The following is a 19,632-nucleotide window of genomic DNA, read 5'->3' as shown; positions in this document are numbered from 1 at the left end:
CGCCTACTGCCCGCCCACCTTCTCGATCAGCGCTGCCAGGCGCTGCATCTCGTCCTGGTCCAGGTCGGTCAGCGGCGCGCGGACCGGGCCCGCGTCGTGGCCGACCAGGCGGGCACCGGCCTTGACGATGCTGACCGCGTAGCCGGCGCGGCGGTTGCGGATTTCCAGGTAGGGCAGGAAGAACTCGTCCAGCAGGCGGCCGATGGTCTGCGCGTCGTCCTTGGCCACGGCCTGGTAGAACGCCATCGCGGTCTTGGGAATGAAGTTGAAGACGGCCGACGAATACACGGGCACGCCCAGTGCCTTGTAGGCCGCCGCGTAGACTTCCGCGGTCGGCAGCCCGCCCAGGTAGGCGAAGCGGTCGCCCAGGCCGCGGCGCACGCGCACCATGGCTTCGATGTCGCCCATGCCGTCCTTGAAGCCGATCAGGTTGGGGCAGCGGTCCGCCAGACGCGACAGCGCGGCCGGCCCGAGCCGCGAGTTGGCACGGTTGTAGAAGATCACGCCTATGTCCAGCGACTTGCAGACCTGCTCCACGTGAGCCTCGATGCCGGCTTCGCTGGCCTCGGTCAGGTAGTGGGGCATCAGGAGGACGCCCTTGGCGCCCAGGCGCTGCGCCTCTTGCGCATAGGCGATGGCCGTGCGGGTGGGGCCGCCGGCGCCCGCCAGGATGGGAACGCGCTTCTCGCACACGTCCACCGCCGTCTTCACCACGGCCGAATAGTCGGCCGGCGTCAGCGAAAAGAACTCGCCCGTGCCGCCCGCCGCGAACAGCGCGCTGGCCCCGTAGGGGGCCAGCCATTCCAGCCGGGCGGCGTAGCCCTTGGGCGCGAAATCGCCGTTCCGGTCGAAATCGGTGACGGGAAAAGAGAGCAATCCCTGGGAAATCGTGGCCTTCAGCTCTTGAGGGGTCATGACGGAATCCGGTAGTGAAAGGGGGACAAGTGATATGTCGTCAGTCATCGTACAACTTAAATTGGGAGAAGGCAATGATGCGGCGACGCGGTTTGCCGCCCGCGTGGGACGTTAGATGGTGGCCGCCGCCTCGTCGCCCTGGCCGGCGGCATAGGCCTGCCGCAGCTTTTCCCGGCTCCGGGCCAGATGGGCGCGCATCGCGGCGTGCGCGGCGTCCCCGTCCTGGCGGGCGATGGCTTCGTAGATCGCCAGGTGTTCGCGATGCACGCGCGTCAGGTAGGCCCGCCGGTCGTCGCGCGCCAGTTCGGCGGTATCGACGCGCGTCCGGGGAATGATGGTGGCGCCCATCTGCGCCAGGATCTCGTGGAAGTAGCGGTTGCCGGTGGCGATGGCCACCTGCTGGTGGAAGGCCAGGTCCGCCGTGACGGTGTCGCCGCCCGGCTCGATCTGCGCCTCGAACGCCGCCAGCGTGCGCCGCAGCTCCGCCAGGTCCTGTTCAGTGCGCCGCTGCGCGGCCAGGCGGGCGGCCTCGGTCTCGACCGTGATGCGCAGTTCAAGCACCGCCATCACGTCCAGCACCGTGACCGCATCCTTGGTATCGAGCCGCAGCGGCGCCACCGGCGGTTCCAGCAGGAAGGTGCCGATGCCGTGCCGGGTCTCGACCATGCGCGCCGCCTGCAGGCGCGAGATGGCCTCGCGCACCACCGTGCGGCTGACGCCGTACTCCTGCATGATCTCGGCTTCCGTCGGCAGCTTGTCGCCGGGCTTCCACATCTTGCCGTGGATTTTCTCGGACATGAGCTGCACGAGTTCTTCGGACAGACTTCGTGTGCGGCCTATGGAACGCATGCGCTGTGGATCTTCCCTGCACGGATTGAGGACCGGACGCGGCGGGCGGCCGGCAAGCGTGCATGGTACTACCGGTTTGCTCACCCTTCGGTCAGGTAGACCGACAGATCGGTTTCCGGAGGATTGACGCCGGCATCGAAGAACATCTCACAGACCCAGCCGCGGTGGTACGTCTTGTGGTTGACGATGTGCAGGAACATTCCGCCCCGGGCCATCTCGGCCGCCTGTCCCGATACGAAATTGAACTTCAACCGCTCGCCCAGGCTGTCCGGGGTCTGGCTGGCGGCCCAGTCGATGTACCACTGGTTGACCTTCAACTGCTCCACCACGAGGGTGTCCAGGTCGGGATGCAGCAGATCGCGGCGGGTCGAGAAGCCGTGTTTTTCCCCCAGCAGGTGGGCGCGCCAGATCAGGTCCACCTGGTAGTTGTGGTTCAACGTCCCGATCATCGATCCGAACAGCGTCTGGCGGCGTTGCGTGACCGCGCCTTCGGGCAGTGCCCGCATCGCTTTGAAAAGTACCTGGTCCGCCCAGTTGCCGTAGTTCGCCAGCATGGTGGCCGTTTCTGTCGTGAGCATGTCGCGAGTTCCTTGACGTTCCTGACTGACGGCAGGATATCAAGGTGAAACCGCGAACTAGCCCTATTTCCCCTGGCGATTCGGGCCCATTCTGGCGCGGGCAGTTTGCTAAACTGCCGCGTTTAGCAGCCCAGCGCCCTGCCGCCCTGCTTCCGGCCTATCGGGCGACTGCTCTGCCAAGCTGATATCGGACGCGCTTGACTGCATCGAAATCTTGTTGCGCTGTCGAGGCGTTATGGCGTGGGGTCGCTTTCGAAAGTGTGTCTTGGCGGTGTCGCTGCTCATGGCGATACTGGCGTACCTTGGCGCAGTGCCGGCCATCGCGGCCGATTTCGCCGACATTCGCAGCGCTTGCTGGGCATCCGGCGGATTGTCGGATGACCTCGTCGCGATGGCCAGGTCGGACGAGCGATGGTCCTGTGCCGATCGAGAATTTTCCATCGATGCGGAGCGGGCGCTGCTTCGTTTCGATCTTGGCCCGGACGGCCCCCTTCCCCGGTATTTTCTCTCGCGGCGCAGCGCACTCGAGGCGGTGCATCTGCTTGCGATCGACCAGGACGGCACGGTCCGGCAAAGCACCATTCCCGCCGCCGCCCTGTCCAGTTCGATGGTCGGCGGGTACTTCAAGGCTTCCCTGCCCGAGGTAACGCGCGTGACGAAGCAGATCGTCGTCGCCATTGACCTGCCCAGCCACCGGATGACGCTGGAGAAAGCCTATCTGGCGTCCGAGGATGCCGCGGGCGACGGCGCCGGTGCCTCGCGGCTCCTGGTCATCGTTTCCGCGCTTGCGGGCATGCTCGTCATGCCGCTGATCTTCAATGCGGCGTTCTATCAGGTACTGCGCAAACCGTTCGTGCTCTGGCATTCGGCGCTCACGCTGTCGCTGCTGATGACCCTGCTGGTCTCGTCGAACATCTCGGTCGTGCTGTTCGATCCGCCCGCGATGACGCTGAGCTGGATGACGACGGTGATCTTCGGAGCAACCGTCGCTTCCGGCACGATGTTCACCTACAGCTTCATCGAGTCCGGACTGATGCATCCCGTTCTTCGGCGCATGCTGCCGTATTGCGCGGTGTGGGCAATATTCCTGAGTGCATTGCACGCGGCGTTCCCGTTCGTTGCGCGGCCCGTGCAATCGAGTGCCTACACGGCGGCGTTCGCGCCGATCCTTATCGTTTTCATCCTGTCGATGATCGACGCGCTGCGCCGTGGAAGCCGTGCCGCGAAGTTCCAGACAGTCGGATACACGCCCATGGTGTTCGTCGGGCTGACCCGCCTGGTGACGGGGGTGACGCCCTGGTTCCACAGCGCTGACGCCATGCTCATGTTCTACGCGGGTTGCCTGTGTGAAGTCCTCTTCACGACGCTTGGCGTGGCGGACCGCTTCATGACGATGAAGCGAGAGCGGGATCGTGCGCGCACCGAAGCCTATCTGCTTGAACGGCTTTCCGAAACCGACCCCTTGACGGGATTGTTCAACCGGCGGGCGATCGAAAGACAGTTCGCGCGGCTTCGAGTCGAAGGCTTCGACACGCTGGCCGTCATCGATCTCGATCATTTCAAGGCGATCAATGACTTGAACGGGCATGCGGTCGGAGACGCGGTGCTCAAGGCCGTGGCCAGCGCCATCGAGGCCGGTCCGGACGTTGTGGCCTATCGCCTTGGCGGCGAAGAGTTCGTGCTTTTCCTGCGTGGCGAGGATGCCGGTATCGAGGCCGAGCGGCGGCGACAGGCGATCCCCGCAATCGTTGCCGATAGGGTTCCGGGGCTCGGACGACCCGTTACCGCCAGCATGGGCGTGGCGAGGGCCTTGGACGATGAAGGCTTCGTGAAGCTCTATGAACGGGCCGACAAGCTGCTTTACGAAGCCAAGAGCGCGGGGCGTAATCGAACCCGGACTGCCGTCAGGTCAATAGCCGCGTCCGGAACTCTTCGGGGCGAACGAGCGACGCTTGCATAGCGAAGGCGCCGCGCCTATCGAATGCAGTCCCGCCCGTCGTTCTTCGCCTGGTACAGGGAGCGGTCGGCACGCTCCATCAGGGCCAGGAGGTTGTCGCCCGCACGAGCGACGGCGATCCCGAAGCTCGCGGTGGGGTGGCAGGCGTGCGCGAAGATGCCAGGTGCCGCGGCCTTGAACGCGGACCGGGCGGTATCGGCCATGGCGTGGGCCGCAGCGGCCAGTCCCGGCGGCAGCAGGACCGCGAATTCCTCGCCGCCTATGCGTCCCACGACGGCGTCGCGCGGCGCCTTGTCCTTCAGGATGTCGGAGAAGGTCCGGATGACCTTGTCGCCGTCCAGGTGCCCGAAGCGGTCGTTGATGGACTTGAAGTGATCCAGGTCGGTCAGGATGAGCGCGGCGGGCGCGGTGCCGGTCTGCCGGGCCAGCACGGGCTGCGCGCGCGCTTCGAAGCCTCGGCGGTTGAACAGGCCGGACAGCATGTCGATCTGGGCTTCGGCCTTGAACCGGTCCATCACGTCGACGGCGATGACCGCGAAGATGGCTGCCGCCAGTGTCGAGCAGATCAGCGTGTCGGAGATCGACACCACGATCCAGTAGACGGCTTCGGACTGCGCGGGGTCGATCCAGGGAATCAGGAAGGTCAGGGGCCGTACGGCGAAGCTCAGGAGCGCGATGACGATCTGGGCGAACAGCAGTTGTTCGACCGGTGTCCGCTGGCGGCGCGTGGCCAGGTCGGCCAGCATCACGAAGCAGATCGAGGCCAGCCCCAGGTTGATGATGGCGGCCCGCATCGGCAGGTTGTCCTGTACCAGCAGAAAGAAGCCTCCGCCCACCAGCGATATCGCCGTCATGGCCGTCAGGCTGCCGTAGTGCGGCCGGATCCGCAGCCGCTTGGAAATCGCGATGGACAGCAGCATCGTTGCTATCAGGATCAGCGTATTGGCCGCCATGCGCAGTGCCAGCATGTCCAGCGCGAAGGCGGCATACAGGCTGCCGAAGGACAGGATTCTTACCGCGTACGAGCCCACGAGGATGGCGATATAGCCCAGTTCGCGCTGGTAGTACCAAAGGGCCAGCAAGCTTGCGCCGAAGATCGCCGACATGGAGGTATTCAGCACTCCGATGACGAATTCAACGCTCATGCCGCACCGGTCGGGGTGGGGCGTATCGGATCTCGTCGGGCAGAAGGACAGGCGGTCATAGGGGGATGAGCAACCCGGGCGCATGTTTGAGCGACCGTGATTGTAGGGGCCATCGAGGAGGATGGTCGATACGGAATGGTCGATTGTTGATGGACCCGGCGTGGCCGTGCCTATCGTTCCCTCAATGGCCGTCGGAACTGCACCGCCTCGGCCATGTGCGGGCTGCCGATCTCGGCCGCGCCCGCCAGGTCTGCCACCGTCCGCGCCACCTTCAATACCCGGTGCGCCGTGCGCGCCGACCACGCGAACTGCTTCATGGCCTGTTTCCACAAGGCCCGGGCGGCGGCATCGGGACGGCAGTAGGCGTCGACCTGCCCCGGTGCGAGCGCCGCGTTGGCACAACCCTGGCGGCGATGCTGCAGGTCCAGGGCGGTCTCGACTCGCTGGCGCACGGCGGCGGTGGGTTCGCCGGGAGGCAGGTCGGCCCAGTCGTCGCCGGCGGCGGGGACCTCGACCTGGAGATCGATGCGATCGAGCAGCGGGCCGGACAGCCGTGCCCGGTAGGCGGCCACCTGGTCGGGCGTGCAGGCGCAGGCTTTCACGTTGCTGCCGTGCCAGCCGCACCGGCAGGGGTTCATCGCGGCCACCAGCTGGAAGCGCGCCGGATAGTCGGTGCGGTGCTGGGCGCGTGCGATGGAGACGCGGCCGGTTTCCAGCGGTTCGCGCAGGGTATCGAGCACGTGCCGGCCGAACTCGGGCAGCTCGTCCAGGAACAGCACGCCCAGGTGGGCGAAGGTGATTTCCCCGGGCCGGGGCCGAGTGCCTCCGCCCACCAGCGCGGCACCCGATACCGAATGGTGCGGCGCGCGGAACGGCCGCAGGCCGAAGGGGGGCGAGGGGCCGGGCGCAAGACTGGCGATGGCGGCGGCTTCCAGCGCATCGTCATGCCGCAGCGGAGGGAGCAGGCCGGGCAGGCGCTGCGCGAGCATGCTCTTGCCCGAACCCGGCGGCCCCAGCATCAGCAGGTTGTGGCCGCCGGCCGCCGCGACCTCCAGGGCCCGGCGTGCGCCGTACTGGCCCTTGACGTCGGACAGGCAGGGCGGCAGGCCGGCGGCGGCATCGGCGTGGCCGGCCGTGGCGGCCAGCACCTGTTTTTCCTCCAGGTGCGCCACGACATCGCGCAGCGTGGCGGCGCCGTAGACCCGCAGTCCCGGCACCCGCGCCGCCTGTCCGGCGCTGCCGGCGGGCAGCAGCAGTTCGGCGCCCGGCTGGCGCCGCGACAACGACAGGGCAATGGCCAGGGCACCCGCGACGGGCACCAGCGCGCCGGTCAGCGACAGTTCGCCGGCCAGCACCAGCCGGGCCAGCGGCGGGACGGCGTCCCGCGCGCGAACGCGGCCGGCCAGCGAGGGCATGGCGATCTGCCCGGATGCCAGCAGCACGCCCACCGCGATGGGCAGGTCGAAGCGCCCGGATTCCTTGGGCAGGTCGGCGGGCGCCAGGTTGACGGTCAGCCGGCCCGCCGGGAAGTCGAAGCCGGAACTGAGCAGCGCGGCACGCACGCGCTCGCGGCTTTCGCGCACCTCGGTATCGGCCAGGCCGACCATGGTGAAGGAAGGCAGGCCCGGCGCCAGGTGGACCTCGACGCGCACCGGCGGCGCGTCGATGCCGGTCAGGGCGCAGCTGGCAAGGACGGCAAGAGTCATGGCGGCAGGGGGAAAGGAAAGCCGCAGTATCCGTCCAAACGCGGCGCGCCCGGCGGCCGGGCGGGACAAAGGTGTCCCAGCGAAGCCACCCGCCATGACCGCGTATGATTCCCACCATGAAACCACTCGATCTGACCCAGAGCGGCAGCGCGTTGCTGGACGGTCCGGCGGGAGACCTGGAGGTCGTGTTCGACCTGCCCGGCGGCGCCGTGACCGGTCTCGCGGTTGTCACTCATCCTCATCCGCTGCAGGGCGGGAACGCCCGGCACAAGATTCCCCAGTTCCTGGCGCGGGCGCTGTGCGACGCGGGCTGGCTGGTCGCCCGGCCCAATTTCCGTGGCGTGGGACACAGTACCGGTCCGCATGGCGAAGGCGAGGGCGAGACCGACGACGTGCTGGCGCTATGCCACGCGCTGCGCGACGCTCGTCCCGGCACGCGGCTGGCGCTGGTCGGGTTTTCCTTCGGCGCGTTCGTGCAGGCCCGGGTGGCGCGGGCCTTGGCCGATCGCGGCGATCCGGCCTGGCGCGTGTGCCTGGCCGGGATGCCGGCTGGCGACATCCCGGGAAGGCGCCGCTACGATCCGCCCGCGGACGTTCCGGATGCGATGGTGGTCCACGGCGAACTGGACGACCGTGTTCCTTTGCCGCTGGTATTCGACTGGGCGCGGCCTCGCATGCAGCCGGTGGTCGTGGTGCCGGGCGCCGACCATTTCTTCTCGGGGCGGCTGCCGGTGCTGCGTTCGCTGGTGATGGCGCACCTGGCTGGCTGAGCGGTCAGGTGCGGCGCTGCGTGATGGCCACCCCCGCGATGCAGAGGAACATGCCGCCCACCAGCGTGACGGTCAGCGGTTCGTCCAGGAAGAGGGTGGCGGTGATGACGGCGAATGCCGTCTGCAGCAGGCCATACGGCGCGACCCGCGCCATCGAATAGCGGCCGATCAGCCAGAACCAGAGTCCGAAGCCGGCGATGCCTCCCAGGAGCACGGTGTAGGCCAGCGCCAGCCAGGCCGAGCCGGGGGCGGATCGCAGCGCGTCGATCTGGCCGGTTTCCATCGCCAGCGACATGACGAAAATCTGCGGCAGTGCGAGGGTGGACATCCAGGCGACCAGCATGAACGGATCGAAGGGGCCGTAGCGCTTCGTCAGCACGCCGCCCATGGCCAGGCCGAAGGCCGCGCCGACGAACATGAGCGTGGGCAGCAGCGCGACCTGCGCGCCGGGATCGACGGTGGCCAGGGCCACGCCCCCGAACGCGATGGCCACGCCCAGCAGGACGCGCAGCGGCGGACGTTCGCCCAGCAGCGGCCAGGCCAGCAGCACCGTGAACGGCGTCGCCAGCTGGATGGCCACGCCGGCCAGGCTGGCCTGACCTTGCCCCAGTCCCATGAAGATCAGCGAGAAGTTCAGGCCGCCCATGAAGATGGAGATCAGGATGACAGGCCACACCTGGTCGCGCCGTGGCCGGGGCACGAAGGGAAGCAGGATGGCCGAGAGGATGGCGAAGCGCAGCGACACGAAGAACAGCGGCGGGAACGCCGCGAGGCCGATCTTGATGACGACGAGTTGGGCGCCCCAGATCAGCGGGGCGAGGATGGCGCAGGCAATGGCAACGGGAGGCATGGACGGAATCTACTGGGCGAGGTAGCCGCCGTCCACCGGAAGGATGTGCCCCGTGATCATCGAGGCGGCGGGGCTGGCCAGGAACAGCATGGCCTCGGCCACGTCCTCGGGTTCGGCCAGCCTTCCCAGCGGAGTCAGGGCATCGATGCGCGTACGGACGTCGGCCGAGAGTTCGCCGATGAACGAGGTGCGGGTCCAGGTCGGCGCCACGGCGTTGACCCGAATCCGGCGCGGCGCCCACTCGATCGCCAGCGACCGCGTCATGTTGACCACCGCGCCCTTGGCGGTATGGTAGGCCGCGTTGGGATACAGGCTTCCGCCGGACAGCCCCATGATGGATGCGGTGTTGACGATGCAGCCACCCGCCGCGCCCATGTTGCGCACCGCTTCCCGCGCGCACAGGAAGGCGCCGGTCACGTTGACGTCCAGGACCTGCCTCCACATCTCCAGCTCCAGTTCCAGGGCGCCCTTGCGGATCGAGATGCCGGCGTTGTTGATCAGGATGCCGATGGGGCCGTGATGCGCGCGGATGGAAGCGAACACGGGGCCGATACCGCCCGCATCCTGGACATCCAGTTCCCGGGCGTCGCCGTCGCCCAGCGCCTGCGCGGCGGCCCGGGCGGCGGGGCCGTCGCGGTCGACGATCACCACTCGGGCTCCCGCTTCGCGCAGCAGTCCGGCGCATGCGAGGCCGATGCCGTGGGCGCTGCCGGTCACGACGGCAAGCTGGCCTTGCACCCGGTATCGATCCATCGTTCCCGGCCTTGGCTTCGATTGCATGAAAAGCTTCCTCTTCTGGTTGCGCGTGGCGGTCAGTCGTCCAGCCGCAGGCCGGCCTGCTTGATGACGGCGCCCCTGGCGTCCGTGTCGCGCTGGATGCGGGCGGCGAACTGCCCGGGATCGAGGTCCGGGTTCTCGTAGCCCAGCAGCCGGTAGCGTTCGACGATCTGCGGCGACTTCAGGACGGCGGCGACGTCGTCGCTGATGCGCTGCTTGATCGCCTCGGGCGTGCCGGGCGGCGCGAACAGGCCGACCCAGGCCTGCACGTCGTACCCCTTCGTGTCCGGGCTTTCGTCCACCGAAGGCACCTGCGGATGGATGGGCGAGCGCGTGGGCGCGGCGATCGCGAGATAGCGCAGCTTGCCCGCCTTCTCCAACGGTCCAGCGCTGGCGTCGCTGCCCAGCGTCCACCCGACTTCCCCGGCGGCGACGGCGGCCATCAACTGGCCCATGTCCTTGAACGGCACGTGCAGCATCTCGATGCCTTTCAGCGATTGCAGCCGCAGTCCGCCCAGGTGTCCGGGACTGCCCACGAACCACGATCCATAGGTCACCCGGCCGGGTTGCTCCCTGGCGGCCCGGATGATGTCCCCCAGCGTCTTGTAGGGGCTGTTCGCGCCGACCACGACGAAGAACGCGGTATTCAGGATCGGCCGTATCGGTTCGAAGTCCTTTCGCGGGTCGTAGGGCAGCTTGCGGAAGGTGTGCGGATGCGTCGCGATGTGGCTGCTGTCCGGCGCGATCAGTTCGTAGCCGTCGGGCTTGGCCTGCTTGAACAGGCCGGTGGCGACGAAGCCGTTGCCGCCCGGGCGGTTGTCGACGAGCACGGGTTGTCCCCATTTCTTGCCGAGCTGCTCGGCGATGGCTCGCAGCGCGACGTCGGGGCCGCTGCCCACGGAAGAGGGGGTGAGGATGCGGACGGGCTTCGTGGGAAAGGACTGCGCGTTCGCCGCCGTGGCGGCCATGGAAAGAATGCCGGCCCGGCCCCTGACCAGGCAGATCGACCTCAACCTGCTTGAGCTGTTCGATACCATCTACCAGACGCGCAACCTGACCGCCTGCGGGCAACGTCTGGGCCTGTCGCAGCCGGCGGTCAGCTACGGGCTGGCCAAGCTGCGCGAGACCTACGGCGATCCGCTGTTCGTGCGCATGCAGCGGGGCGTCGTACCGACGCCCTTTGCCGAACAGCTGGCGATACCCGTCACGTCCGCATTGCAAACCGTGCGGACCACCATAGAACGAACGGAGTTCAAGCCCCAGGATGCCCACCGCTCGTTCCGCATCGCCATGAGCGATGCCGGCGAGCGCTACTTCCTGCCCAAGCTGCTGGCCTACCTGGGCGAGCACGCGCCCGGCATCACGGTGGAAAGCCTCTCGGCGGACTTGCGGGAGCTGGGCGAGGGCCTGGCCTCGGGCGACATCGACATGGCCATGGGTTTCATTCCCGGCCTGGGCAAGCAGATACACCAGCAGACACTGTTTCCCGAGCACTTCGTCTATGTGCGGCGCAAAGACCGCGCCACGCAGGGAAAGCCCCTGACGCTGGGCCAGCTGCGCAACTCGCGCCACATCCTTGCCGCCCCGCCGGCGACGCATCACCTGGCGGCGGTCGAGGGCGTGCTGCTCAGCCGCGCGGTGCGCGCCGAGATCGCGCTGCGCGTGCGCAGCTTCCTGTCGGTGCTTCCCATCGTGGCCGACACCAACCTGATCGCGCCCGTGCCCAGCAACTTCGGCCGGCTGGCCGTGCGGGAATCCAACCTCGAAATCTGCGAATCCCCGGTGAAGTTTCCGGTGTTCGACCTGAACATGTACTGGCACCACCGCTATCACGCGGATCCCGCGCTGACCTGGCTGCGCGAGAGCCTGGTCGAACTGTTTGGAAACAAGGAAGGCAAGCGCGGCCGGAAAGGCACGGGCTAGCGTCGCGTCGCCCTGCCGAACAGGGATACGATGCCGTTCCTCAGCCAGCGGTGGCCCGGGTCGTTGTTCCAGCGCTTGTGCCAGAACTGCCGGATCGCCAGCGGCTCCAGCTTGAAGGGCAGCGGCAGGGCCGCCAGCCGGTTGGGCCCGGCCAGTTCCGCCGCCACCGAGGTCGACACCACCGCCAGGAAAGGGCTGTCGCGCAGGATCATGGGCACCGACAGATAGTGCTGGACCTCGGCCACGACCTTGCGCCGGCCGGCATGCTCGCCCAGGGCCTTGACGACGAACCGGTCGCCCATCGCCGGCGCGCGGATCACCACGTGCGGCAGCGACAGGAAGGCCTCCAGCGTCAGCCGCTTGCGCGCGACCGGGTTGCCGGCGCAGGCCAGGCAGACCAGGGTCTCGTCCTTGAGCCGCTGCTGCACGAAGTCCCGTTCGCCCAGCGGCAGCATGCCCAGGGCCAGGTCGGCGCCGCCGGTCTCGAGTTCGGCGCCGTACCGGTCGCGCGGCGCCTGCCGGCAGCTCAGGCGCACGCCAGGGGCATGTTCGTGCACCCAGGCCGTCAGCCGCGGCATGAACATCAGTTCGCCCACGTCCGTCATCAACAGCCGGAACTCCCGCATGGTCGTCCGCGCATCGAAGCCGCGCGATTCCTCCAGCGCATCGCGGATCAATCCCAGCGCGTTGCCTACCGGCGTGGCCAGCGCGATGGCCAGGCTGGTCGGCTCCATGCCCTGGCGCGTGCGCACGAACAACTGGTCGTTCAACTGCTGGCGCAGGCGATTGACGGCCGCGCTGGTGGCCGATTGGGTCAGGCCCAGCCGCGATCCGGCCAGGGTGATGCTGCGTTCCTGCATCACGGCCATGAAGACCCGCAGCAGGTTCAAGTCCAGCCGGCCCGCCAGAACATCTACATCATCAATAGTGGCCATGATGAGAATTTGTTTGAGCAATTCTGGCCGTATCAATAGCATGTTTTCTCACCCGATAGAAGCCGACAAGAAGGGGTTGGAGACATGTGGAGACGAAGCATGGTGTATGCGGCGTGCGCGGCCGCCTGTTCGAGCGCGCTGTCCGGCCCGGTGCGCGCCGACGAATTTCCGTCGCGGCCGGTATCGATCTACGTGGCCAATGCGCCGGGCAGCCAGGCCGACCTGCTGGGCCGGATCCTGGCGCAGGGCATGGCCGCGCGCCTGGGGCAAAGCGTCATCGTCGAGAACCGGGTGGGCGCCAGCGGATTCATCGCGGCGCGGGCCACGGCACAGGCAGCGGCCGACGGGTATACGGTCATGCTGGGCAGCTCGGGCGTGATGGCCATCAACCCGCACGTGTATGCCAGCGTTCCCTACGATGCCAGGAAGGATTTCGCGGCAGTGGCCTACGTGGCGTCCTCGCCCAGCGTCTTCCTGGTGTCGGCCGAGACCCCGGCCGGCAACCTGCGCGACTTCACCGCGGCCGCGGCGGAGACCGGGCGGCCGATCAACTTCGGGTCGCTGGGAACGGGGGCGACGACCAACATCGTGTCGCAGCTCTTCGGGCACGCGGCCTCGCTGCCGGTAACCGAGATCGCCTACAAGAGCGAGCCCGCCATCGTCAACGACCTGGTCGCCGGCCGTCTCGATTTCTCGATCTTGCCCATCGCGTCGACCATTACCTATATCCGCTCGGGCAAGCTCAAGGCACTGGCTGTGACGGCGAAGAAGCGGACGGACTTCCTGGCCGAGCTGCCCACCACCATCGAAGCGGGCTACGCGCCGGTGCAGATGACGCAATGGTTCGGCCTGTTCGCGCCGGCCGCCACGCCCGGGCCGGCGGTGGACAAGCTGGCCGCCGCGGCCCAGGCCACGCTGGCCGATCCCGACACCCGGCGGCGCATCGCCCAGCTGGGGGTCGAGCCCGGCGGGCTGGACCGGACGGCCTTCCTGCGCTTCTTCACCTCGCAGTACGAGGAATACGGGACGATCGTCAGGCAATTGGGCATCAAGGTCGATTGACACGGAGCCGTGCATGTTCTTGCGCAATACCTGGTACATGGCGGGATGGTCGAGCGAGATCGAGGGCCGCATGCTGGCCCGGCGCATCGCCGATACGCCGCTGGTGTTCTATCGAAGGCAGGACGGCCGCCCGGCCGCCCTGCATGACCGGTGCCCCCATCGCTTCGCGCCATTGAGCCGGGGCCGTGTGGACGGCGACGTCGTCGAATGCGGCTATCACGGACTGCGGTTCGACGGTGGCGGCAAATGCGTGGGCAATCCGCACGGCGACGGCAGGATTCCCCAGGCGGCCGAGGTGCGGGCCTTTCCCGCCGTCGAGAAATACACGCTGCTATGGGTGTGGCTGGGCGAGCCGTCGCTGGCCGACCCGTCCATCATTCCGGACTTCTCCTTCCTGGACGATCCGGCGCGGCGCCGGGTGGACGGCTACCTGCACGTGCAGGCCAACTACCTCCTGGAGACCGACAACCTGCTCGACCTGAGCCACACCCAGTTCGTGCATGCCAACTTCCATTCCAGCGAGGCCATTCTGAAGGGCCGGCACGAGGTCCGGCAGGACGGGCGCACCGTGCACAGCAACCTGTGGTGCCCCGACGGCGAGGCCTCGCCCATGTTCGCCAAGCGCCTGCCCGGCTACGATGGCCGCTCGCCGGTGGACCAATGGCTGGACATGCGCTGGGACCCGCCCTGCCTGCTGCGCCTGGACACGGGCGTCACGCCCGCCGGGCGGCCCAGGGACGAAGGAGGGCAGAGCTTCACCGCCCACATCGTGACGCCGGAGACCGAAACGTCCACGCACTACTTCTTTGCCCACAGTCGCAACTTCCGCGTGGCCGACGAAGAGATGGACCAGGCCATCGCGCACTGGCAGCAGGTGGGCTTCGGCGAGCAGGACAAGCCCATGCTGGAGGCGGTCCAGCAGGCCATGGGCACGGCCGACCTGATGAGCCTGAAGCCCATCCTGCTGCCCATCGACACGGCGGCGGTGCGGGCCAGGCGGGTGGTCAGGCAGTTGCTGGAGGAGGAGGCGGGCGGCGCCCGCTAGGGGAAGGAAGGGCGCGGACTTGTGCTAACTTTCCCGCTCCGCCGCCCCTTTCCCCGCTTATGAACATACGCACGCAAAGCCTCGGTTTCGTCGTCGGCACGTTGAACCGGCGCGTGGTCTGGCGCCTGGCGCAACTGACCGGCCCGCACGGCGTGATGCCCGGGCAGTTCCCGGTGCTGCGCTGCCTGCGCGACGTGCAGGTCTCGACGCAGATGGAACTGGCGCGCATGGTCGGCGTCGAGCAGCCCTCCATGGCTGCCACGCTGACCCGCATGGAGAAGAACGGCCTGATCGCGCGCGTATCGGACGAGCAGGACGCGCGCCGCCGGCTGGTGTCGTTGACGGAGCGGGGCAAGGAAATGCTGACCCTGATGACCGACTCGGCGATGGAGGTCTACAAGGATGCGTGCGAGGACCTGACGCCGGACGAGGTGGCGGAGTTCCTGCGGATAGGCGCGAAGATGATCGAGAACCTGGAAGAGGAAAAGTAGGGCGGCCGGCGCCGCCCCTCGCAAGCGCAGCGCGTTATTGCAGCTTGATTCCCGCCTCGCTCACCACCCGTTTCCACTTCGCCGATTCTTCCTGCAGGAAGCGCTGCAGTTCCGCCGGCGTGCTGCCTGCCACTTCCAGGCCCTGCGTCTGCGCGCGGGCACGCAGCTCGGGCAGCGCCAGCGCGGTCTTCATCTCCGCGCTGAGTTTTTCCACGATGGCCTGGGGCGTGCCCTTGGGCGCGAAGATGCCTACCCAGGTGTCGGCCGCGAAGCCGGGCACGCCGGCCTCGGCCACTGTGGGGACATCCGGCAGCGCGGGCGAGCGCCTGGTGCCGGTGGTGGCCAGTGCCTTCAGCTTGCCCGAGGCGATCAGCGGGATGGAGGCGGTCAGGTCCATGAAGCCCAGCGGCACGCGCCCGCCGATGATGTCCTGCAGGGCCTCGGGCGTGCCCTTGTACGGCACGTTGCGCATGTCCAGGCCGGCGGCCTGGCGGAACAGTTCGGCCGCCAGGTGGTGGCTGGTGCCCACGCCGTTGGTGGCGTAGGTCAGCATGCCGGGCCTGGCCTTGGCCTGTTCGATCAGTTGTTTGATGCTGCCGATGCCGGCCTGCGGATCGGCCACGACGACGACCGGCGCGCGCGCCACCATCGAGACGGCCACGAAGTCCTTGGCGGGATCGTAGTCCAGCGTGTAGAGATTGGGATTGATGGCCATGGCGCCGGTCACGCCCACCAGCAGGTTGTAGCCGTCCGCCGGCGCCTTGGCGATGTAGCGGGTGGCGACGTTGCCGGCCGCGCCGGGCCGGTTCTCGATCAGGAAGGGCTGGTGCAACTGGGCCTGGAGCCGTTCGGCCATGCTGCGCGTGATGGTGTCGGCCGAGCCGCCGGGCGGGAAGGGCAGCGCCAGCTTGACCGGCCGCTCGGGGTAGCCGGCCGCGGTGTCGGCCACGGCGGCGGGGGCGAGCAGGATGCCCGCCAGGGCAAGCCAGGGCGCGAGGGTGCGCGATAGCGTGTAAGCCATGTATCTGTCTCCTCCTTGTTGGCCGATCAGGCGGCGTCTTTGAAGTGCGGGATGATTTCCTGCGCGATGGCCTGCATGTTGGCGCGGACCATGCTATCGGGCATGGTGCCGAACTGGGTCTTGGTCAGCGTGGTGCCGAAGCCCGCCAGCTCTTCGTACTCGGCCAGTTTCTCGCGCACGGTGGCAGGGCTGCCGATGATGACCAGCCCGGATTTCACCAGGTCTTCCACCGACTGAGGCTTGGCGCCGACCGCGCGCGTGGACTTGATGCGCTTCATCGCCTCGATGTTGGTGTAGCCCGGCGGCAGCAGCATCTCCATGGGCATCTTCAAGAGGCGGGTCATCAGGGCCTCCAGGTGCGGCCTGGCCTCGGCCATGGCGCGCTCGTCGGTCTCGGCCACGTAGATGCAGTTGGACCAGGCAAGCTGGTCGCGGCCCGCTTCGTAGCCGGCCTTGCGCGCTTCCTCGCGGTACATGTCGAAGAATTTCTTCACCGTGGCGATGGGGCTCAGGGTCTGGCAGTAGGTGTAGCGCAGCCCCGCCGCCCAGCGGATGGTGCTGCTGGAGCCCTGCGAAGGCACCCAGATGGGCGGGTGCGGGTCCTGGTAGGGCCGGGGCCAGGGATTCACGTACTGGAACTGGTAGTGCTTGCCGGTGTACGAGAAGGGGCCGGGCTGGGTCCACGCGCGGACGATCAGGTCGTGGGCCTCGGCGAAGCGCGCCTGCGATTCGGCCGGATTGATGCCCATGGCGTGGTATTCGGCGCCGATGCCGCGCACGAAGCCGGCGATGAAGCGGCCGCGCGTCAGGTTGTCCAGCATGGCGAATTCTTCGGCCACCATCAGCGGGTTGTTCAGGAGCGGCAGCGCGCGGCCCAGCACGGCGATGCGCGCGCGCTTGACGCTGCGCGCCAGGGCGCCGGCCAGCACGCCGGGAATGGGCATCAGGCCGTAGGCCGTCTGGTGGTGCTCGTTCAGGCAGACGCCGTCGAAGCCCAGCTGGTCGGCGTACTCCATCTGGTCCAGGTATTCGTGGTACAGCTCGGCGCCCAGCCGGGGATCGTAGTGGCGATTGGAGAAGGTCACCCACGCCGAACCGTTCTTCTGGATCGCTTCCAGGTCCGCATGGCGATAGGGCATCAGGTGGAAATTGAAGAACTTCATGCGGGGCTCCCGGTCGAGGCGGTGAATCGTGTCAGCGCGGCCACGGTCTCGGCCGTGCGCTCCAGGTGGGGCGCGTGGCCGCAGTCACCCATCTCGGCCAGCGTGGCGCGGGCGATGCGGTCGCGCCACGCGCGGCCATACTCGGCGGGCAGGATGCGGTCGTTGGCGCCCCACACCACCAGCGTGGGCACGGCGATGCGGTGCAGCCACTTGGCCAGGTCGGGATCGTGGCCGCGCGGCTGCCAGGTCAGGCGCGCGGTGACTTCCTTGTTGCGCACGGCCACGTCCAGCTCTTCCTCGGTAAGCGCGCGTTCCAGCACGCGCGCGGCCCGGGCGGGGTCGTGGTAGGTGTCGCGCACGAGATCATCGTCGGTGCGCAGGAAGACGTCGGTGGTGGGCACGTCGGGTACGTGGATGCCCTGGGCCGAGATCAGGGTGAGCGAAGCCAGCGCGTGGCTGTTACGCACCGCCAGCTCGGCCGCGATCCAGCCGCCCAGGTCGTAGCCCACCAGGTGCACGCCGCGCAGCTTCTGCTGGTCCAGGTAGTCCAGGTAGAAATTGGCCAGGTCGCGGACGTTGTCCAGCCAGGCGGGTACGGCGCTGCCCCCGTAGCCGGGGTGCTCGGGGGCGTGGCAGTCGTAATGTTCGGCCAGCGCCGGCAGCCAGGCCTGCGATTCGGCCAGCCCGCCGGGGCCGTGCAGGAACAAGAGCGGCTGGCCTTGGCCGGCGCGCGCGACGCTCAGCGCGGTATCGCGTATGCGCAGGGTGGACGCATCCATGGCGGTCATGATGTCTCCTAGGTGGAAAAGGGGCGCCGCATCAGGCGGCGGCGCGCATGGCGGCGCCGGCCTGGGGTTCGCGCATGCGGTGGGCGAAGTCGGACACCTCGCGGCCCAGCGTGCGCAGTTGTTCGTCCACGCGCGCGTCGATGCAGCGGCCGTCGGGCGCGAACGCCGGCTCGGTGCCGCCTATGCACACGCCCAGGGGCGTGGGCCAGCCGCGCAGCGCATGCACGATGTCGCGCAGCGCCCCCAGCGTGGTCACCGCGGCCTGCCAGCCGGCGGCGTTGGCGATGCAGCCCACCGCCCGGCCGCTCAGGTAGGGCCGGGCGTCGGTGCGCAGGTCCTCGGTGTAGTCCAGCGCGTTCTTGACCAGGCCCGACAGGCTGCCGTGGTAGCCGGGCGAGGCGATGATGACGCCGTCGGCCCGGCGCAGCTCGGCCACCAGGCGCAGCGCCGCCGGGGTTCGTCCCGGTTCGTGGGGAGCGTACATGGGCAGGACCAGGTCGTCGCCGGCCAACAGGACGACCTGCGCGCCGGTGGCGGCCACGGCGTCCAGCGCGTGTCGCAACGCACGCTCGGTGGACGAGTCGGGGCGGGTGGTGCCGCCCAGTGCCACCACGCGGGGCGGGGAGGTGTTCATGCCTGTCTCCGTTAATACATAGCTAGCTATGTATTACGCGCGCATGCGGCCGGAATGTCAAGAGGGCGTCATTCCATGCCCTTGCTCCAGGACTTGGGCGTGCGGGCCCATTCCTTCAGGAATTCCAGGAAAACCTGCACCCGCATGGGCAGGTTCTTGCGCGACGAGTAGATGGCGTAGACGTCCAGTCCCGAGGGCACGTAGTCGGGCAGCACGACCCGTAGCTCGCCGCGCGCGATCTCGTCGGCGATCATGTAGTAGGGGTGCATGGAGATGCCCATGCCGGCCAGCGCGGCTTCCTTCAGGGCATCGCCGAAGTCCGAGCGCAGCGGCCCCTGGACCCGGACGGATACCGGCCCCTCGGGACCGGTGAAGTTCCAGGTGGCGGTGGGTGACTTGTTCCAGTTGACCAGGCACTTGCAGTGCTGGAGATCGCGGGGATGGGTGACGGGCGGGACCTTGGCCAGGTAGGCCGGCGAGGCGACCAGCGCCTGGCGCGCTTCTGCCAGCGGGATGGCGATGAAGCTCGCGTCCTTGAGCACGGGAACGATGATGATGCCGACGTCCAGGCCTTGCTCGACGAAGGTTTCCTGTTTGCGCACCGTCAGCAGGCTGAGCGCGATCTGGACGTCGGGATAGCGCTCGTGGAATTCGCCGATCACCGGCAAGAGGCGCTGCGTGCCGAAGGCGGGCGGCACGCCCACCCGCACCACGCCGGCCACGTCGCGCGACAGGTCGTGCACGGATTCGCGCAGGTCGTCGTAGCGCTGCAGCAGCTCGGTACCGTTCTCCAGCACTTGCAGGCCGGCCGGCGTCAGCCCCAGTTGCTTGGTCGTGCGGTTCAGCAGCTTGACGCCCAGGGAACGCTCCAGCCAGGCCACCTGCTTGGTGCAGGTGGCGCGCGATACGCCGAAGTGTTGCGCGGCGCCGGCGAAGCTGTTGCGCCGGGCCACCTCCAGGAACATGCGCAGGCAACTGAGCTGGTCCACGTGCTTGTCCTTGCCGGTTTCTTCTTAGGAAATT

20 protein-coding genes are annotated in these 19,632 nt (G+C 68.1%); 6 read left to right on the top strand and 14 right to left on the bottom strand.

Annotated features, from left to right (window positions below):
* Window positions 1-3: 3 nt before the first annotated feature.
* The 3 genes from kdgD to CDO46_RS00425 all read right to left on the bottom strand — a co-directional run bounded on the left by kdgD (window position 4) and on the right by CDO46_RS00425 (window position 2,342).
* A complete protein-coding gene (gene kdgD, locus CDO46_RS00435) occupies window positions 4-915 on the bottom strand; it encodes a 5-dehydro-4-deoxyglucarate dehydratase (protein ID WP_087836606.1) in 912 nt (303 codons plus the stop codon).
* Window positions 916-1,026: 111 nt separating this feature from the next.
* Window positions 1,027-1,764 (bottom strand): FadR/GntR family transcriptional regulator, encoded by a 738-nt coding sequence (locus CDO46_RS00430; protein ID WP_087836605.1) that lies wholly within the window; start codon window positions 1,762-1,764, stop codon window positions 1,027-1,029.
* Window positions 1,765-1,844: 80 nt separating this feature from the next.
* The gene (locus CDO46_RS00425; protein ID WP_087836604.1) at window positions 1,845-2,342 is read right to left on the bottom strand and encodes a DinB family protein; all 498 of its coding nucleotides are present in this window, start codon (window positions 2,340-2,342) and stop codon (window positions 1,845-1,847) included.
* A 271-nt stretch (window positions 2,343-2,613) separates the two neighbouring features.
* On the opposite strand from CDO46_RS00425, the gene CDO46_RS00420 reads away from it, so the two are divergent.
* Window positions 2,614-4,302, top strand: coding sequence for a GGDEF domain-containing protein (locus CDO46_RS00420; RefSeq protein ID WP_243724699.1), 1,689 nt, complete (start codon window positions 2,614-2,616; stop codon window positions 4,300-4,302).
* A 14-nt stretch (window positions 4,303-4,316) separates the two neighbouring features.
* Here the strand turns inward: CDO46_RS00420 and CDO46_RS00415 are convergent, their stop codons facing one another.
* Entirely contained in the window at window positions 4,317-5,444 is a 1,128-nt protein-coding gene (locus CDO46_RS00415) for a diguanylate cyclase (protein WP_176400620.1), read from the bottom strand.
* A 170-nt stretch (window positions 5,445-5,614) separates the two neighbouring features.
* Complete coding sequence (locus CDO46_RS00410; protein WP_087836602.1) at window positions 5,615-7,150, bottom strand: YifB family Mg chelatase-like AAA ATPase; 1,536 nt, start codon at window positions 7,148-7,150, stop codon at window positions 5,615-5,617.
* Window positions 7,151-7,266: 116 nt separating this feature from the next.
* Between CDO46_RS00410 and CDO46_RS00405 the strand changes: the two genes are divergently transcribed.
* Window positions 7,267-7,920, top strand: a complete 654-nt coding sequence (locus CDO46_RS00405; protein WP_243724692.1) for an alpha/beta hydrolase — start codon at window positions 7,267-7,269, stop codon at window positions 7,918-7,920.
* Between the two features lie 4 nt (window positions 7,921-7,924).
* Here CDO46_RS00405 and CDO46_RS00400 read toward each other — a convergent pair whose 3' ends face one another.
* From CDO46_RS00400 to CDO46_RS00390, 3 genes are read right to left on the bottom strand one after another with little or no spacing between them, the layout of a single operon-like run.
* Window positions 7,925-8,770 carry a DMT family transporter gene (locus CDO46_RS00400; RefSeq protein ID WP_087836600.1) on the bottom strand — a complete coding sequence of 282 codons (846 nt, stop codon included), beginning with the start codon at window positions 8,768-8,770 and terminating at the stop codon, window positions 7,925-7,927.
* Between the two features lie 9 nt (window positions 8,771-8,779).
* Complete coding sequence (locus CDO46_RS00395) at window positions 8,780-9,550, bottom strand: SDR family NAD(P)-dependent oxidoreductase (RefSeq protein WP_254914531.1); 771 nt, start codon at window positions 9,548-9,550, stop codon at window positions 8,780-8,782.
* A 32-nt stretch (window positions 9,551-9,582) separates the two neighbouring features.
* Entirely contained in the window at window positions 9,583-10,515 is a 933-nt protein-coding gene (locus CDO46_RS00390) for a tripartite tricarboxylate transporter substrate binding protein (protein ID WP_176400619.1), read from the bottom strand.
* On the opposite strand from CDO46_RS00390, the gene CDO46_RS00385 reads away from it, so the two are divergent.
* Window positions 10,514-11,470 carry a LysR family transcriptional regulator gene (locus tag CDO46_RS00385; RefSeq protein ID WP_254914530.1) on the top strand — a complete coding sequence of 319 codons (957 nt, stop codon included), beginning with the start codon at window positions 10,514-10,516 and terminating at the stop codon, window positions 11,468-11,470. The two genes, CDO46_RS00390 and CDO46_RS00385, sit on opposite strands and share 2 nt — an antisense overlap.
* Here CDO46_RS00385 and CDO46_RS00380 read toward each other — a convergent pair.
* Window positions 11,467-12,405, bottom strand: a complete 939-nt coding sequence (locus CDO46_RS00380; protein ID WP_165963358.1) for a LysR family transcriptional regulator — start codon at window positions 12,403-12,405, stop codon at window positions 11,467-11,469. The genes CDO46_RS00385 and CDO46_RS00380 overlap by 4 nt on opposite strands.
* A gap of 99 nt (window positions 12,406-12,504) precedes the next feature.
* Here CDO46_RS00380 and CDO46_RS00375 point away from each other — a divergent pair, with 99 nt between their 5' ends.
* The 3 genes from CDO46_RS00375 to CDO46_RS27815 are packed head-to-tail and all read left to right on the top strand — an operon-like array spanning window position 12,505 to window position 15,003.
* The gene (locus tag CDO46_RS00375; RefSeq protein ID WP_165963359.1) at window positions 12,505-13,467 is read left to right on the top strand and encodes a tripartite tricarboxylate transporter substrate binding protein; all 963 of its coding nucleotides are present in this window, start codon (window positions 12,505-12,507) and stop codon (window positions 13,465-13,467) included.
* A 13-nt stretch (window positions 13,468-13,480) separates the two neighbouring features.
* Window positions 13,481-14,512: an aromatic ring-hydroxylating dioxygenase subunit alpha gene (locus CDO46_RS27820; RefSeq protein WP_132980668.1), complete on the top strand. Its 1,032-nt coding sequence runs from the start codon at window positions 13,481-13,483 to the stop codon at window positions 14,510-14,512.
* A gap of 59 nt (window positions 14,513-14,571) precedes the next feature.
* Window positions 14,572-15,003: a MarR family winged helix-turn-helix transcriptional regulator gene (locus CDO46_RS27815; protein WP_140416810.1), complete on the top strand. Its 432-nt coding sequence runs from the start codon at window positions 14,572-14,574 to the stop codon at window positions 15,001-15,003.
* A 34-nt stretch (window positions 15,004-15,037) separates the two neighbouring features.
* Here the strand turns inward: CDO46_RS27815 and CDO46_RS00365 are convergent, their stop codons facing one another.
* The 5 genes from CDO46_RS00365 to CDO46_RS00345 form a co-directional block, all read right to left on the bottom strand.
* Window positions 15,038-16,024, bottom strand: coding sequence for a tripartite tricarboxylate transporter substrate binding protein (locus CDO46_RS00365; protein WP_087836594.1), 987 nt, complete (start codon window positions 16,022-16,024; stop codon window positions 15,038-15,040).
* A gap of 26 nt (window positions 16,025-16,050) precedes the next feature.
* Window positions 16,051-17,187, bottom strand: a complete 1,137-nt coding sequence (locus tag CDO46_RS00360; RefSeq protein WP_087836593.1) for an LLM class flavin-dependent oxidoreductase — start codon at window positions 17,185-17,187, stop codon at window positions 16,051-16,053.
* Window positions 17,184-17,975: an alpha/beta fold hydrolase gene (locus CDO46_RS00355; RefSeq protein WP_207958700.1), complete on the bottom strand. Its 792-nt coding sequence runs from the start codon at window positions 17,973-17,975 to the stop codon at window positions 17,184-17,186. The genes CDO46_RS00360 and CDO46_RS00355 overlap by 4 nt, the downstream gene beginning before the upstream one ends.
* A 31-nt stretch (window positions 17,976-18,006) precedes the next feature.
* Window positions 18,007-18,609, bottom strand: coding sequence for an NADPH-dependent FMN reductase (locus CDO46_RS00350; protein ID WP_176400618.1), 603 nt, complete (start codon window positions 18,607-18,609; stop codon window positions 18,007-18,009).
* A 68-nt stretch (window positions 18,610-18,677) separates the two neighbouring features.
* Window positions 18,678-19,598 carry a LysR family transcriptional regulator gene (locus CDO46_RS00345; RefSeq protein WP_087836592.1) on the bottom strand — a complete coding sequence of 307 codons (921 nt, stop codon included), beginning with the start codon at window positions 19,596-19,598 and terminating at the stop codon, window positions 18,678-18,680.
* Window positions 19,599-19,632: the final 34 nt, after the last annotated feature.

This window comes from Pigmentiphaga sp. NML030171 (assembly GCF_002188635.1).
GTDB classification, from domain to species: Bacteria; Pseudomonadota; Gammaproteobacteria; order Burkholderiales; family Burkholderiaceae_B; genus Pigmentiphaga; species Pigmentiphaga daeguensis.
The sequence above is the reverse complement of the archived record's forward strand: the minus strand, read 5'-3'. Positions and strand labels throughout refer to the sequence as shown.

Bases quoted from the DNA above. Each gene is read 5' to 3' on its own strand.
- kdgD (WP_087836606.1), bottom strand. From the start codon at position 915: ATGACCCCTCAAGAGCTGAAGGCCACGATTTCCCAGGGATTGCTCTCT.
- CDO46_RS00430 (WP_087836605.1), bottom strand. From the start codon at position 1,764: ATGCGTTCCATAGGCCGCACACGAAGTCTGTCCGAAGAACTCGTGCAG.
- CDO46_RS00425 (WP_087836604.1), bottom strand. From the start codon at position 2,342: ATGCTCACGACAGAAACGGCCACCATGCTGGCGAACTACGGCAACTGG.
- CDO46_RS00415 (WP_176400620.1), bottom strand. From the start codon at position 5,444: ATGAGCGTTGAATTCGTCATCGGAGTGCTGAATACCTCCATGTCGGCG.
- CDO46_RS00410 (WP_087836602.1), bottom strand. From the start codon at position 7,150: ATGACTCTTGCCGTCCTTGCCAGCTGCGCCCTGACCGGCATCGACGCG.
- CDO46_RS00405 (WP_243724692.1), top strand. From the start codon at position 7,267: ATGAAACCACTCGATCTGACCCAGAGCGGCAGCGCGTTGCTGGACGGT.
- CDO46_RS00400 (WP_087836600.1), bottom strand. From the start codon at position 8,770: ATGCCTCCCGTTGCCATTGCCTGCGCCATCCTCGCCCCGCTGATCTGG.
- CDO46_RS00395 (WP_254914531.1), bottom strand. From the start codon at position 9,550: ATGCAATCGAAGCCAAGGCCGGGAACGATGGATCGATACCGGGTGCAA.
- CDO46_RS00385 (WP_254914530.1), top strand. From the start codon at position 10,514: ATGGAAAGAATGCCGGCCCGGCCCCTGACCAGGCAGATCGACCTCAAC.
- CDO46_RS00390 (WP_176400619.1), bottom strand. From the start codon at position 10,515: ATGGCCGCCACGGCGGCGAACGCGCAGTCCTTTCCCACGAAGCCCGTC.
- CDO46_RS00380 (WP_165963358.1), bottom strand. From the start codon at position 12,405: ATGGCCACTATTGATGATGTAGATGTTCTGGCGGGCCGGCTGGACTTG.
- CDO46_RS00375 (WP_165963359.1), top strand. From the start codon at position 12,505: ATGGTGTATGCGGCGTGCGCGGCCGCCTGTTCGAGCGCGCTGTCCGGC.
- CDO46_RS27820 (WP_132980668.1), top strand. From the start codon at position 13,481: ATGTTCTTGCGCAATACCTGGTACATGGCGGGATGGTCGAGCGAGATC.
- CDO46_RS27815 (WP_140416810.1), top strand. From the start codon at position 14,572: ATGAACATACGCACGCAAAGCCTCGGTTTCGTCGTCGGCACGTTGAAC.
- CDO46_RS00365 (WP_087836594.1), bottom strand. From the start codon at position 16,024: ATGGCTTACACGCTATCGCGCACCCTCGCGCCCTGGCTTGCCCTGGCG.
- CDO46_RS00360 (WP_087836593.1), bottom strand. From the start codon at position 17,187: ATGAAGTTCTTCAATTTCCACCTGATGCCCTATCGCCATGCGGACCTG.
- CDO46_RS00355 (WP_207958700.1), bottom strand. From the start codon at position 17,975: ATGACCGCCATGGATGCGTCCACCCTGCGCATACGCGATACCGCGCTG.
- CDO46_RS00350 (WP_176400618.1), bottom strand. From the start codon at position 18,609: ATGAACACCTCCCCGCCCCGCGTGGTGGCACTGGGCGGCACCACCCGC.